Origin of the sequence: Ligilactobacillus saerimneri (genome assembly GCF_036689625.1) — a bacterium.
Lineage (GTDB): Bacteria > Bacillota > Bacilli > Lactobacillales > Lactobacillaceae > Ligilactobacillus > Ligilactobacillus saerimneri.
Genome location: NZ_CP144759.1, coordinates 477,501 through 492,313 on the forward strand (window position 1 = coordinate 477,501; position 14,813 = coordinate 492,313).

General features: G+C 45.5%; 8 protein-coding genes, 3 tRNA genes, 1 riboswitch and 1 other annotated feature (1 of these 13 only partly in view). Of the genes, 9 read left to right on the top strand and 2 right to left on the bottom strand.

Features of this window, described 5'->3' with window-relative positions; translation table 11 throughout:
• The 9 genes from V3C97_RS02305 to V3C97_RS02345 form a co-directional block, all read left to right on the top strand.
• Positions 1 to 29 (top strand) — tRNA-Glu (locus tag V3C97_RS02305); it begins 43 nt to the left of the window's first position.
• 13 nt (positions 30 to 42) lie between these two features.
• A tRNA-Met gene (locus V3C97_RS02310) sits at positions 43 to 116 on the top strand.
• A gap of 4 nt (positions 117 to 120) precedes the next feature.
• Positions 121 to 193: transfer RNA gene (locus tag V3C97_RS02315), tRNA-Asp, on the top strand.
• A gap of 65 nt (positions 194 to 258) precedes the next feature.
• A riboswitch (SMK box riboswitch) is annotated at positions 259 to 351 on the top strand.
• The gene (metK, locus tag V3C97_RS02320) at positions 349 to 1,542 is read left to right on the top strand and encodes a methionine adenosyltransferase (protein WP_338434370.1); all 1,194 of its coding nucleotides are present in this window, start codon (positions 349 to 351) and stop codon (positions 1,540 to 1,542) included. It overlaps the preceding riboswitch by 3 nt.
• A 275-nt stretch (positions 1,543 to 1,817) precedes the next feature.
• Positions 1,818 to 4,205, top strand: a complete 2,388-nt coding sequence (locus V3C97_RS02325; RefSeq protein WP_338434371.1) for a LysM peptidoglycan-binding domain-containing protein — start codon at positions 1,818 to 1,820, stop codon at positions 4,203 to 4,205.
• A 50-nt stretch (positions 4,206 to 4,255) separates the two neighbouring features.
• Positions 4,256 to 4,467, top strand: a binding site (T-box leader).
• Between the two features lie 60 nt (positions 4,468 to 4,527).
• Positions 4,528 to 6,942 carry a leucine--tRNA ligase gene (gene leuS / locus V3C97_RS02330; RefSeq protein WP_338434372.1) on the top strand — a complete coding sequence of 805 codons (2,415 nt, stop codon included), beginning with the start codon at positions 4,528 to 4,530 and terminating at the stop codon, positions 6,940 to 6,942.
• 306 nt (positions 6,943 to 7,248) lie between these two features.
• A complete protein-coding gene (locus V3C97_RS02335) occupies positions 7,249 to 10,392 on the top strand; it encodes an SEC10/PgrA surface exclusion domain-containing protein (protein ID WP_338434373.1) in 3,144 nt (1,047 codons plus the stop codon).
• 217 nt (positions 10,393 to 10,609) lie between these two features.
• A complete protein-coding gene (locus V3C97_RS02340) occupies positions 10,610 to 11,962 on the top strand; it encodes an amino acid permease (protein ID WP_338434374.1) in 1,353 nt (450 codons plus the stop codon).
• Positions 11,952 to 12,677 (top strand): pseudouridine synthase, encoded by a 726-nt coding sequence (locus V3C97_RS02345; RefSeq protein WP_338434375.1) that lies wholly within the window; start codon positions 11,952 to 11,954, stop codon positions 12,675 to 12,677. Before V3C97_RS02340 ends, V3C97_RS02345 begins: the two co-directional genes overlap by 11 nt.
• Before the next feature lie 53 nt (positions 12,678 to 12,730).
• Here V3C97_RS02345 and V3C97_RS02350 read toward each other — a convergent pair whose 3' ends face one another.
• Positions 12,731 to 13,576: an NAD(P)H-hydrate dehydratase gene (locus V3C97_RS02350; protein ID WP_338434376.1), complete on the bottom strand. Its 846-nt coding sequence runs from the start codon at positions 13,574 to 13,576 to the stop codon at positions 12,731 to 12,733.
• 195 nt (positions 13,577 to 13,771) lie between these two features.
• On the bottom strand, positions 13,772 to 14,773 hold the full coding sequence (locus V3C97_RS02355; RefSeq protein ID WP_009554953.1) for a D-2-hydroxyacid dehydrogenase: 1,002 nt from the start codon (positions 14,771 to 14,773) through the stop codon (positions 13,772 to 13,774).
• Positions 14,774 to 14,813: the final 40 nt, after the last annotated feature.

Below are 14,813 nucleotides of genomic sequence, written 5' to 3' on the forward strand. Positions count from 1 at the left end.
TAACATGGGTTCAAATCCCGTACGGGTCATCAATATTATTATCGCGGGATGGAGCAGTCTGGTAGCTCGTCGGGCTCATAACCCGAAGGTCGTTGGTTCAAATCCGGCTCCCGCAATTTTGGTCCTATGGTGTAGGGGTTATCACGCCTGCCTGTCACGCAGGAGATCACCGGTTCAAATCCGGTTAGGACCGTTTATAGTTTTGATGGAGCATCCTATCTTATAGGGTGTTTTTTTATTACTATTGTGTTAAACTTGATGAGTTACAACTCATTCCCGATAGGATTCACCATGTGTGAAGATGCCTTGTAACCACAAATAATAACTATTAATGGGGGAATTTATACCATGTCAGAAAGACGTTTATTTACATCGGAATCAGTTTCAGAAGGACACCCAGATAAAATTGCTGATCAAATTAGTGATGCGATCTTGGATGAACTGTTGAAGCAGGATAAGGATTCACGGGTGGCGGTAGAAACATCTGTCACTACTGGTTTAGTGCTGGTATTTGGGGAAGTTTCAACTAAAGCATATGTAAATATCCAAGAGATTGTACGGAGAACTATTCGTGAGATTGGGTATACTGATGGTAAGTATGGCTTTGATGCTGACAACTGTGCAGTAATCACAGCAATTGATGAACAGTCACCAGATATTGCCCAAGGGGTTGATGATTCGGTTGAAAGTCGCGCTAATGGGGAAGATCCGCTGGACAAGATCGGTGCGGGAGACCAAGGCCTTATGTTTGGTTTTGCAACTGATGAAACACCAGAATATATGCCTTTGGCTTTGATGTTAAGCCATAAGTTGATGAAGCGGACGGCTCAGTTACGCAAGGACGGGATTTTGACCTACCTGCGGCCAGATGCCAAAGCTGAAGTTACGATTGAATATGATGAAAATAACCATCCGCGCCGAGTTGATACGGTGGTCTTGAGTACGCAACACGATCCAGAAATATCATTGGATCAGATCAAACGAGACGTGATGGAACATGTCATTCGCCATGTAATCCCAGCCAAGTATCTGGATGAGCGGACTAAATACTTTATCAACCCAACCGGGCGTTTTGTCATTGGTGGTCCGCAAGGGGATGCCGGTTTAACAGGACGGAAGATCATTGTAGATACTTATGGTGGGGCTGCTCATCATGGTGGTGGGGCCTTCTCTGGTAAGGATGCTACCAAGGTTGACCGGTCAGCTAGTTATGCTGCCCGGTATATCGCTAAAAACATTGTTGCTGCGGGGATCGCACACCAAGTAGAAGTTCAGATCGCCTATGCTATCGGGGTCGCTGAACCAGTTTCGGTAGCAGTCGACACCTTTGGTACTAGTACGGTTGATCAAGCTGCCTTGATCAAGGCAATTCGGAAGATCTTTGATTTACGGCCAGCTGGAATTATCCAAATGCTCGACCTCAAACGTCCAATCTATAAGCAAACAGCCGCTTATGGACACTTTGGTCGGACTGATGTCGACCTGCCGTGGGAACACACGGATAAGGTCGCAGCACTAAAAGCTGAACTGAATATTGATTAATATAATTTGCTAATAGTCGGAGCCTCTGCAAGCTCCAGGATTTAGTTGATTAAATTATAAATTGAAAACTACGTTCATTTACTAGCTGGAATTTTTATCCCTGGTTTTTGAATCTTTCAAGGAATAATATAACCTAATCAACAAACTGGAGAACTTTGCGGGGGCTCTTTAAATTTAAACAATAAAATTAATGTATTCTTTAAACTTGTGCTTTATAATAATACTAGGTATCAAATTTTTATAATTTTGGTGAGTAATAGAGAGGGAGGTTCATCGTGAAAAAGAGAAAAGAGCGTTTAGAAGAACAACAAAGATATAAATTTAACCGCAACTTAAATGACTTTAAAAAGGCAACGACATTTGTCGGGACTACACTCCTGATGGGGGCATCGATTCTGGCAGGTGGCAAAACCAAAGCCGATATGGTTAAGAGCGGAAGTCCAGAAATGACGCAAAGCGATGATCACGACCAACAGGACCTGACAAAGCAACAGGACAGCTTGCGTGATCAAGTACGACCACAAGTTGTGGCTGCTAACAGTGCTCAAGCAGAGCAAGAAGCCACTAGCAAAGATTTGACTCAACAGGATGAAACTACGCTGACTTCTGAAACTAAGGAGCAAACAGCTACGGATTCGTCTGCCAAAACAGGATCAGCAGACTTAGTTACAGCAGATCAAGTCCAGGAAGTAGCTACTAGTGGCAAGCCAACTGTCCAAGAATACAAGAGCAGTGCAGTAGTGACTGCCACTGCTAATAGTCAGGACCTGACAAACAAGGCTACGTCAGCAGCAAACACTACTGACCAGGCCCCAACGACTACTGCTAACCAGGCAAGTGAGCAACCACAGACGCAGGCTACCCAAAATACCCAAGCAACAACGGCAGCTCAAACAACTACAAGTCAAGCTACCACGCCTGCTAAGCCAACTACCACCACGACAACGACGAATACAGTCACCTTGAAGACAACTACATCCTTGAAGTTGGCCCAAATTCAAAAGGCAACATACAGTCAGTCGGCTCTCAAGCAGATGAAGGTAGCGCGGCCAACAGTTACATATAGTACCAATACACCGGCTGGGGTCTTTATCAATAATATTAAAGATGCAGCCGTCCAAGTAGCTAACAAGTATGGGCTGTATGCTTCGTTGATGATTGCCCAAGCGGGATTGGAAAGTGCCTGGGGCAACAGTGCCTTGGCAACCAAGGCTTATAATTTATTCGGGGTTAAATGGACTGGCCGAGGGGCATATATCACAATGCCAACCCAGGAATACTATGGGGGGAGTTATCACACTGTATATGCCAAGTTCCAGCGCTATGATAGCTACTATGATGCCTTGACGGGCTATGCTAATATGATTGCTTCGAACTTCTTCCGGTCAACTAAGGCGAACGCTGCTACGGTAGAACAGGCAGCTGAAAACCTCCGTAACGGGAAGTACGGGACCTATGCAACGGCTCCTAACTATGCTTCATCATTGATCCGGGTAATCAATAGTTACAATTTGAAACAGTTTGACGGGGCGAGTGCAAGTACCAATACCAATACTGGCAACTCGTTGAATAATACGGCTAAGACTTATACAGTCCAAGCCGGGGACAGCGTCTGGGGAATTTCCCAACAAACCGGGGTTTCAATGGACAACTTACGGTCCTGGAATAAGATCCAAAACAACTTTATCTATCCGGGTCAAGTCTTACAGCTAGTCGCTCCGGGAACGACAACTCAGACTAATACCAATACAACTAATACCAACGGCGATAAGACTTACACGGTTAAAGCCGGGGACAGCGTCTGGGGAATTTCCCACCAGACCGGGGTGTCTATGAGTGACTTGCGGGCTTGGAACAATATTCAAAATAACTTCATCTATCCAGGGCAGAAGTTAATTATTGCCAAGAAAGCTAATAATAATCAAAACACCCACACTAATACCAGCACGAATAACAAGACCTACACGGTCAAAGCTGGCGACAGTGTCTGGGCTATCGCCCAAAAGACTGGGGTGTCAATGGATACATTGCGGTCCTTGAATAACATCAAGAACAACTTCATCTATCCGGGGCAACAACTCAAGTTGAGCAACGCAAGCTCAAATACAAGTAACCCAGGCAAGACCAATGCAACAACTAACAGTGGTAAAACTTACACTGTGAAGTCCGGCGACAGTGTCTGGGCCATCGCCCAAAAGACCGGGGTGTCAATGGATATGTTGCGGTCCTTGAATAACATCAAGAACAACTTCATCTATCCGGGGCAACAACTCAAGTTGAGCAACGCAAGCTCAAATACAAGTAACCCAGGCAAGACCAATGCAACAACTAACAGTGGCAAAACTTACACTGTGAAGTCTGGGGACAGCGTCTGGGCCATCGCTCAAAAGACTGGGGTTTCAATGGATACGTTGCGGTCCTTAAACAACATCCAGGGGAACTTCATTTATCCAGGCCAACAACTACGGTTGAGTGGTTCTAATAGCAGTCAGACTACGACTAAGACTAATAGCAACACCTCAAGCACAGGGACTTACCAAGTTAAGAGTGGGGATTCCTTGTGGAAGATTGCGATGGAACACGGGACCACTATCGAACGGTTGCGGTCACTGAATAAGATCACCGGGAGCATGATCTACCCAGGGCAACACCTACGCTTCTAATTGATCTTGCAATCAAAATGGTGATTTGCTAAGATGAAAGAAATCAATATCTGTGAGCATTGACAGAGGAATAGTAAGATTACAGCGACTTGGCAGAGAGCAGGGGTTAGGTGTGAACCCTGCAAGGAGCTTGATCTGAACTCACCCCTAGTGCTTTTTTGCTGAACTAACAGTAGGCAAAAACGGAACCACCGTTAACGGTTTGAGGGTCACCATGAGAATGGTGGAATGATAGGTGGTACCGCGAGTTTTCGTCCTATACAGTTGTCGTAGACTGTATAGGACTTTTTTGATTGAAAGAATAGAGAAAGGATTAGCGACAATGGCATATAATCACAAAAGTATTGAAAAGAAATGGCAAAAATACTGGTTAGAGCACAAAACATTTAAGACAACGGAAGATCCGGAAAAGAAGAACTTCTATGCCTTAGATATGTTCCCCTATCCATCTGGACAAGGCTTGCACGTAGGACACCCTGAAGGGTACACGGCAACGGATATTATTGCCCGGATGAAGCGGATGCAAGGCTACAATGTTTTGCACCCAATGGGATGGGATGCCTTTGGTCTGCCAGCAGAGCAATATGCCCTCAAGACAGGACATACGCCAAAGGAATTCACTAAGAAAAATATCAATAACTTCCGCCGGCAGATCCAATCACTCGGTTTGTCTTATGATTGGGACCGGGAAGTTAATACCACTGATGAAGAATACTACAAGTGGACTCAGTGGATTTTTGAACAACTCTACAAGAAGGGCTTGGCTTATGAAGCCGAAGTTCCGGTTAACTGGAGCCCAGACTTGGGCACAGTTGTGGCCAACGAAGAAGTGATCAACGGCAAGACAGAACGGGGCGGTTTCCCAGTTATCAGAAAGCCAATGCGCCAATGGATGCTCAAGATCACGGCTTATGCAGACCGGTTAATCGATGACTTAAAGGATCTCGATTGGCCTAAGTCAATCAAGGACCAACAGATCAACTGGATCGGTCGGTCAGTGGGGGCAAGCGTCTTCTTTGACGTTGCCGGAATGGACGATGCCAAGATCGAAGTGTTCACTACTCGGCCAGATACTTTATTTGGGGCAGCTTACATCGTTTTAGCCCCAGAACATGACCTGGTTAAGCAGTTGACGACACCAGCCCACCAAGCAGCGGTTGATGAATACATCGAAGCAGCTTCCCACCGGTCTGACTTGGAGCGGACTGAACTGAACAAAGACAAGACTGGGGTCTTTACTGGTGCTTATGCGATCAACCCTGTTAACGGCAAACAACTGCCAATCTGGATCAGTGACTATGTTTTAGCCTCCTATGGGACGGGGGCTGTGATGGGGTCACCAGCCCATGATGAACGGGACTGGCACTTTGCTAAGAAGTATGACCTGCCAATTATTCCGGTTATTGCTGGGGGCGATGTGGAAGAAGCACCATATACGGGTGAAGGTCCGCACATCAATTCAGAATTCTTGGATGGCATGGACAAGAAAGAAGCCATCGCAACAATGATTGAATGGTTGGAAGAACATGACGCTGGCCACAGCAAGGTTAACTACCGGCTGCGGGATTGGTTGTTCTCACGGCAAAGATACTGGGGGGAACCAATTCCAGTTATTCACTGGGAAGACGGGGAAACCACCCTGGTGCCAGAAGAAGAATTGCCATTGAAGTTACCTGTAACTGATAACATCAAGCCATCCGGTACAGGCGAAAGCCCTCTGGCTAACTTGGATGACTGGGTTAATGTGGTCGATGAAAATGGACGGAAAGGGAAACGGGAAACTAACACGATGCCACAATGGGCCGGCAGTTCCTGGTACTACCTCCGCTACATTGATCCACACAACCGGGCAGCTTTGGCAGACTATGAAAAGCTCAAGCAGTGGTTGCCAATCGATTTGTATGTCGGTGGGGCTGAACATGCGGTCTTGCACTTGTTGTACGCACGTTTCTGGCACAAGTTCCTCTATGACCTCGGAGTAGTTCCAACCAAGGAACCATTCCAAAAGTTGGTTAACCAAGGGATGATCCTGGGGAAGAACCACGAAAAGATGTCCAAGTCTAAAGGCAACGTGGTTAACCCTGATGACATCGTCGAAGAATACGGGGCAGATACCCTCCGGATGTACGAAATGTTTATGGGACCATTGGATGCTTCTATTCCATGGAGTGAAAAAGGTCTTGGTGGGGCTAACCGCTTCGTTCATCGGATCTGGAACTTAATGATCGATGATAACGATCAATTGCGGGACCGGGTAACAACGCTGAACGATGGCGCTTTGGATAAGATCTACAACCAAACGGTGAAGAAGGTCACTGAAGATTATGAAGAATTGCACTTCAACACAGCCATCTCCCAGATGATGATCTTTGTCAATGAAGCCCACAAAGCTGACGCTTTACCACTGGAATACATGGAGGGCTTTGTCAAGTTGGTTGCACCAATCGCACCGCACATTGCAGAAGAACTGTGGACGAAGTTAGGCCATGTGGGAACAATTAGTTACCAACCATGGCCAACTTATGACGAAAGCAAGTTAGTCGAAACAACGGTTGAAATTGTTGTACAGATTAACGGAAAGGTCCGGCAACATCTCGAAGTGGCTAAGGATGCTAATAAGGAAGACCTAGAAAAGGTTGCCTTGGCCGACGAACGGATCCAAGCAGAGTTAGCCGATAAAAACATTGTGCGGGTGATCGCAGTTCCTGGCCGGTTGGTCAACATCGTAGTTAAATAACTAGTAAATAAATCCTGTGCGGACTGAAAAAAGGTCCGCTACCCCTAAGCTGGAGGAATCTGGCTTAGGGTTTTTTGTTTTAGCTAGATAGAGATGAAAATCATTTTATGCAAAGCTATAACTTATATTAAATGATTAATAAGCCTGTTGATGGCTAGGAGGACAATCTTTGAATGGGCAATGAAGGGGGATAAAGACTAGTAGTAAATCTTTCGAACAATTAGCTTGAATTTATATATATATATATAATGTTATTGATTAAATTGGTTTTAACAAAAGTTTAAGCATTAGAGGGGGATACATACTATGGTTTCTCACAATACGAAAAAAGCATTGACGATTGCGGGTGCAGGTTTAGCAACCCTAGCAGGTTCTTCTGTTTTAAGTAGTAATGTTAGCGCTGACGCTGTTGCGCCAGATACAACTGACGTTACTAACACAACAACAGATACCCCACAAGCCCAACATGAAGCAGCGTTAAAAGCGCTAGACGAAGCAAAGGCTAAAGATGAACAAGCAACCCAGGCATTAAATGATGCCAAAAAGGAAGCTGATCAAGCGCAAGCTAACAAAGATCAAGCCCAAGATACCGTTAACCAACAACAAGGGCAAGTTGATCAAGCTCAAAAAGATACTAATCAAGCACAAGAGACAGTTAACAAGGCTCAAGACGATGTTGCTAAGGCGCAAGAAAACGCTAAGGACGCAACACCAGAAAATATTGCTAACACAGAAAAAGCAATTAAAGATCAACAGGATAAGATTCAACAAGACACTACTGCCGTTGATCAAGCAACTCAAGCAGTACGGGATGCAAACCAAAATGTTGATCAGGCTCAGCAGACAGCTGACCAAGCCCAAACAAATGTTAATGACAAGCAAAGTGCAACTGACAAGGCACAACAAGACTTGGACAAGGCTAACGAAGCTTTAGCAGACAATGATGTTGAAAAAGCTCAGAATGATTACAACCAAGCTCAAGCAAACACTAAGCAAGCACAACAAGATGATGCTAACGCTAAGCAAGCTGTTACTGATACTCAGAATGCATTAGAGCAAGCTAACCAAAAGGTTGGCGATGCCTTAAATACTGCTACTGAAGCTCAAAAGACAGCGGACAATGCTCAAGCAGATTATGATGCCAAGAACCAAGTGGTTAACCAGTCACAACAGAAGGTTAACAAGGACTTAGCTGACATTAAAGCAGTCGAAGAAGCTATGGCTAACCAAAACGTGATTAACTTGCCGGATGGTTATGTAGATGCATTGAAAGAGTTAGTCACTGGTGATTTTCAGAAAGCCGATGAGTTACTAGCACAACTTGGTAAAAAAGGAATGGATTTGAATGAGTATCATGCTAGTGAAACAGATAAAAACCGCAAGGTAGTATTTTCACCTGACCAACCGTTAAGCGATGATATTGAATTAGAGTTAACTCAATTTGCTGCTCAATTACTTGACACTTTAGCAGCTCAATTTGGATCAACTTCACATAAGATTAATGGTGGTTCTTTAGCCTTTGCCAAAGATATTTCCATGCGTTACGATGCGGATCAATGGAATATTTTTAATAAAGATGACCATGACAAGGTAGCTATCAATGAATCTGCTAAAGAGTTTGGTTTATCGTATGCCCCAAAAATGAATATGAATTATTACGAGAATTTAATGAGTGGGGATTACTTTAATAGAGAACCAAAAGAAAGAACGACAACTATGGCTGACTTAAAGGCCAAAGTGTATAGAGCAATTCAGGTAATGTTGTTTGATGATAGAGAAAGTAACTGGGGACATGCTACTTCTTTAATGGGATTCAATCGTTCTATGGGAACGCAGTATAAAAATATCAGAGCTTTAGGTGTCATGGTTGATGCCATGGAACAAGTTCACATCATCCAAGTTGAAGAAGAAGAGATGGCGCAATACGATCCATTAAACCCTTACTCCAATATCCAAGAAAACAGTAAGTATAACCAACTTGCTCAAACAACCTTTGCCACTCCTGATGCTAACAAGTTAGCGGAACAAAAGGCACAATTGCAAACACAACTAAAGGCTGACCAAACTGATTTGGGCAACAAGCAACAAGTAGCTAGTGAAGCTTTGACTGTAAAACAACAAGCTGATAAAGGTTTAGCAACAGCTAACCAAAACCTGGCAACGGCTAGAACATCCCAACAGCAAGCACAACAAGCAGCTAGCGCTGCTAAGACTACTGCTGATCAAGCGGCTCAAGCATTGACCACATCAACCAATAACGAGCAAGCAGCTAAGGAAAAATTAGCAGCTGTGAGTGCAGATGAAGCTACTAAGCAAGAAGCGGTTAACCAGGCTCAAGCAGCCTTGAAGACTGCTCAAGATGAGTTAGCTCAAGCCCAACAAGACTTAGCTACTAAGCAAGCAACATTAAAGGATGCTCAAAACGATTTAGCTACTAAGCAAACAGCAGTTAAGACCGCTCAGGATCAAGAACAAGCTGATCGGGATCAATTAACTAAGTTGCAACAACAATTAGCTGATTACCAAAATGCACCTGTGTTAGTTCAAGCTGCTCAAGATAAGTTAGCTCAAGCCCAACAAGACTTAGCTACTAAGCAAACAGCACTGAAAGATGCTCAAGATGCTTTAGCTACTAAACAAGCAGCCTTGAAAGAAGCTCAAGACAACTTCGATCAAGCGCAAGCTAAGTTGGACACAGCTCAAGCTAATAAGGATCAAGCTGATCAAGAATTAGCTGTAGCGATCGAAGCAGCTAAGACTAACGCTGAAAAGTATGGTGACCAAGTAGTAGTTAACCCAGTAAGCGTCACTGAAGGAGCTAAGGAGTTACCAGAATTGACTTTAGCTAACCCACAGGCTTTACCAGTTGCACGCAATACTATGGCCTTGTTTGCTCAAGTAGCACAAAGCCTGACGGCTTTGCCATACGGAACAACCGTGGCTTGGAATGACGCTACTAAGGCATTAGCTGATATGCAAAAGGCTGGTCAGTATACAGAACAGGCTCTAGTTACCTTCCCAGATGGAACAACCAAGGTAGTTGACTTTAAGTTAACGGTAACAGCAGTAGCTAAAGAAACAACACCAAGTCAACCAAATACTAGTCATCACCAAGACAACATTGAACCATTAGATGGCATTACAGATGCACAAAAAGCCAGCTTTGCTGGGTATCATGTCCTTGATGGCCGGGTAGTGGATGCTAATGGTAAGCCAGTTGCTGGCTGGACAATCCGCCAAGGGATCATTTACAATGCCGAAGGAGTGGCGGTAGCTAAGGTCGGGACACCAATGGCGACACCAACTAAAGCTGAAACAACACTCAAGCGGACAACTACCTTGCCACAAACAGGTGAAGATGAATCTTCCTGGTTGAGTGCATTAGGATTGACTGTTCTGGGAACGGTTAGTGCTTTAGGAGCAACCTTAGGATTACGGAAGCAAAACTGATAAAATTGTAAAAAAAACTACCACAAAAACGTGGCTGGGAGAAAGTTCTATTTCTTCATCAGCTACGTTTTTTAATTTGCTAAGGGCACATTAAAACGGGGAATAGCGGGGAAAATGTTTGGCTGACCTACGTGGGGTACCATACCGCCAGGTTGCCAAGGGGAAATTTTTTGCATAGAATAAATGTACCAATTAAATTAAAAAGAGAGGTACAACCATGAAGAAAGACTTATCCCGGGAGCTCAGCGGGCGCCATGTCTGGATGATGACAATCGGGGGCGCAATCGGAACAGGGTTGTTTTTAGGTTCAGGGACAGCAATCCAACAAGCAGGACCGAGTATCATGGGCGGCTACTTGTTGGCAGCTGGGTTTACCTACCTGATGTTGCGGGCATTGGGGGAATTGATCCTAGCTGACCCGAGCAAGGGGTCCTTTATTGAAGTGGTGCGGACCTATTTGGGACCGCGATGGGAATTCATCGTGGGGTGGACCTATTGGCTTTGTTGGGAGAGCTTGGCAATGACCAACCTTACTGCTAGTGGGATCTATATGCACTACTGGTTCCCCCATGTTCCCCAGTGGTTAATTGTCTTGATCTTTTTGATCGCTTTAGTGGCAATTAACCTGACAAACGTGGGCTTGTTTGCGCGCTTGGAAGCAGGTTTTGCTAGTATCAAGGTGATTGCGATCCTAGCCCTGATCGCCGTCGGAATTGTCCTGCTCGGGGGACACTTCCAGGTAGGGGGACAAGCGGTAGCATTGCAAAACCTCGGTTTGCACGGGGGCTTTTTCCCGCATGGAATGAAGGGGATGTTACTTTGCTTACCGATGGTAATCTTTGCGTATACGGGAATTGAAATGGTGGGGTTAACAGCTGGAGAAACCAAGACCCCTGAAAAGGACATCCCGCAAGCCATCAATTCGATCGGACCGCAGATCAGCCTGTTTTACATTGGCGCCTTGTTTGTCTTAATGTGCATTATTCCCTGGGACCAAGTAAGTGTGACCGGATCACCGTTCGTTCAGGTGTTTGGTGCCTTGGGGATCAAAGCAGCTGCTAGTATCATTAACTTTGTGGTGCTGACGGCCGCTTTATCATCGTGCAACAGCGCGATCTTCAGTACAAGCCGGATTATCCATTCATTAGCCCAAAACAACCAAGCTCCAGTTTATTTTGGGCAAACTAACCAGCGAAATGTACCGTTGCGGGCCTTACTCTTGTCGAGTGGGTGCTTGTTGTTGATCGTGGGTTTGAATTTTGTCTTGCCAGCAGCGGTCTTTACCATCATTTCGGGGGTGGCAACGGTTAGCTTTATCTTTGTCTGGATCATCTTGCTTATTTGCCATATTAAGTATCGGCAGGGACAAGCTGGGTCTGATGTGATGACCATGCCCCTTTTCCCAGTAACTAACTGGCTGACAATAGCCTTTTTTGGGGCGGTTTTGGTCCTCCTCCTCTTTACTCCAGCGACACGCTTATCCCTCTTTTGGACCATCGGCTGGTTCATTCTCATCGGTGGGGCAAGCTTAGTGTTTGACCACAAGGAGGCGGTGGAACATGCGGATTGATAAGTTTCTTGTTCAAGCTCAGGTGACGACCCGGTCCCAAGCGCATAAGCTGATCAAGCAAAAGCAGGTCGTGGTCAATGACCAGGTAGTTAAGGCCTTTAAACAACAAATAGACGAAAATAACGACGTTGTTCAAGTGGCCGGAAAGGTTATTCACTACCAAAAGTATTACTATTACCTGCTCAATAAACCCCAAGGCGTGATAACTGCGACTAAAGATGCCCAACACCGGACGGTAGTCGACTTGTTAGCCAAGGATGACTATCGGGCGGACATCGTGCCGGTAGGCCGGTTGGACAAAGACACCACAGGGTTGTTGGTGCTAACCAATGATGGAAAGCTCAACCATAATCTGATGAGCCCTGTTAACCATGTGGAGAAAGAATACGAGGCACTAGTTGCCGGTCCGGTTGACCAGACAACTAGTGATCAGTTTGCTCAGGGGTTAATTCTGCGGGATGGGTTAAAAACGCAACCCGCCCACCTGACGATCATCCAGGCTGATCCTAAGCAACAGGCCAGTCTTGTCCGAGTGGTCATCAAGGAAGGAAAGTACCACCAGGTAAAACGAATGTTTGCGGCCACTGGGGGCCGGGTGGTTGAACTCAAGCGGGTACGTTTGGGCAGTTTACAGTTAGATGAAACAGCTTTACCCCCGGGGCAATACCGGGCGTTAACACTAGCTGAACTGGCCCAATTAAAGCAAAATAATTAATTAAAACTAGGTTTGAATCCGCATTATTAGGATTTGAACCTGGTTTTTGTGTGTTATGGGGTTTGTAATTGGTGGATAAAGGTCGGTAAGTGGTCAATCAAGACACTGGGGACCACCACGTGCTGGGTTAATGCCAGCTGGTCGGCTAAGGCACTATGGGTGTAGACTGCGGCGTTGACCACGGCTGTTAATGGAGCTGGGCTAAATTGACCGAGAAAAGCAGCGATGATGCCAGTCAGAGTATCGCCCATCCCGCCGGTCGCCATTGCGGGGCCACCTACTGTTAATTGACTGGTATTCCCGTCGGCATGGTAGATTGTTGTGTGGTACTTCTTCAAAACGACTGTTGCCTGGAACCTTTGCTGTGCTTGGCGGTTGGAAACATCATCTTGTTCAGTGACAGTTAACCCCGTCAATCGTTGCCACTCGCCGGGATGGGGCGTAAAGATTACGTGCTGTGCAGGGAGGAGGGCTTGGAGTTTAGGATCTTGGGCCAATAGTGTTAGGGCTGACCCGTCAACGATCAAATAGTGGGCGGGATCAAAGTTGGTTAGGACGATTTGCAGGATCTCATGCGAACGACTACTAGTGCCTAAGCCAGGACCAACGATCGTGACCGTTGCTTGGGCGACGGCTGCCGAAAGGGCGACTTTGTCAAAATAATTGATGTACATTGCTTCTGGCACAACAGCATGGAGGGCGGGGAGGTTGTCCTTACTGGTTGCAACTGTCACCAGGCCAGCACCAGAATAAACAGCGGCTTTGGCCGCCATAGTGATTGCACCGCCAAAGTTTTCGTTACCACCGACGGCTAAGATCCGGCCAAAGCTCCCCTTGTAACTATCAGTTAGGCGGGGTGTGAGCACTGCTTGGACTTGTTGCTGAGTTATTTTTTCCATGGATTCACCTTCTAAATTGTTTGCAGTTTATTATAATCAAGATTCAGGTTGGTTGTTAAAAATTGAGCAGGGTTAGGCTTTATAGTCAGGCGTTTAACCCGTGACTTGTGGTTACTTTCCCCATTATCTGGGGGCATAAGAAACAAAAAAGAGGTTGGCTAAGCCAACCTCTAAATTATCCGTTTAGGAAATTAATTACTTAACTTCAACTGGAGTTTCAGGTTCGTTACCTTCAACCAATGCCAAGTTGTTGTCAAATGCCTTAACAACCATGTTCCGTACGGCGTGAGTAGTGTAGAAGGCAGTGTGTGGAGTTACCAGAACGTTTGGACGATCGATCAGGTCAGCCAAGTGTGCATCTGGGAATTCCTTACCTTGCCAGTCTTCGTTGAAGACCCCAACTTCGCCTTCGTAAGTATCCATAACGTAACCGAAGACCTTGCCAGAATCTAAACCACGAACAACAGCTTGAGTATCAACAAGCGGACCACGAGAAACGTTAACGATCACAACGCCGTCCTTCATTTCAGCGATAGTGTCATCGTTGATCATGTGTACGTTTGCTGGTACATCAGGAACGTGCAAGGAGATAACGTCAGCTTGCTTGTATAAGTCATCCAAGCTATCTACATAGTAGCCCTTTTCTTCCAACTTAGGGTTCTTGAAGATATCGTATGCGATAACCTTTGCGCCGAAGCCTTCCATGATTTGCATGAATACTTGGCCGATGTGACCTGTACCAACAACACCAACAACTTGGTCACGAACTTCACGACCGATAGTTGGAGCCCAACGTAAGTCACGCTTGGCCATCTTTTCGTCCATGCGCTTGTCTTGACGTAAGATCCGTGCAGCTTGGATAGCAGCGTGTTCAGCGATAGCGTTTGGTGAGTATACAGGAACGTTAGTGATTTGGAAACCTAATTCCTTTGCCTTTGCCATGTCGATGTTGTCGATACCAACATTACGCAATGACATCTTAGTAATACCGTTGTCAGCTAATGCTTGTAAAGTTTCAGCAGTGTAGTCTAATTGTTGGTAAACAACCGCACCGTCAGCGCCCTTAGCCAAGCTAGCTGTTTCAGGTGTCAACAGCTTGTCAGTAAATTCAACTTCAACTTCTGGATGAGCCTTTTCCCATTCTTTTACGAATGGTTGTTCATCTTCACGAATAGCATAAGCAAAAATCTTTGTCATGATTCCGCCTCCAAATAAAATAATTAGTTTTCAGTATTAT

What these genes read in the sequence shown, in the direction of transcription:
- leuS (WP_338434372.1), top strand. Translation starts at nt 4,528, where the DNA reads ATGGCATATAATCACAAAAGTATTGAAAAGAAATGGCAAAAATACTGG.
- metK (WP_338434370.1), top strand. Translation starts at nt 349, where the DNA reads ATGTCAGAAAGACGTTTATTTACATCGGAATCAGTTTCAGAAGGACAC.
- V3C97_RS02340 (WP_338434374.1), top strand. Translation starts at nt 10,610, where the DNA reads ATGAAGAAAGACTTATCCCGGGAGCTCAGCGGGCGCCATGTCTGGATG.
- V3C97_RS02350 (WP_338434376.1), bottom strand. Translation starts at nt 13,576, where the DNA reads ATGGAAAAAATAACTCAGCAACAAGTCCAAGCAGTGCTCACACCCCGC.
- V3C97_RS02335 (WP_338434373.1), top strand. Translation starts at nt 7,249, where the DNA reads ATGGTTTCTCACAATACGAAAAAAGCATTGACGATTGCGGGTGCAGGT.
- V3C97_RS02355 (WP_009554953.1), bottom strand. Translation starts at nt 14,773, where the DNA reads ATGACAAAGATTTTTGCTTATGCTATTCGTGAAGATGAACAACCATTC.
- V3C97_RS02345 (WP_338434375.1), top strand. Translation starts at nt 11,952, where the DNA reads ATGCGGATTGATAAGTTTCTTGTTCAAGCTCAGGTGACGACCCGGTCC.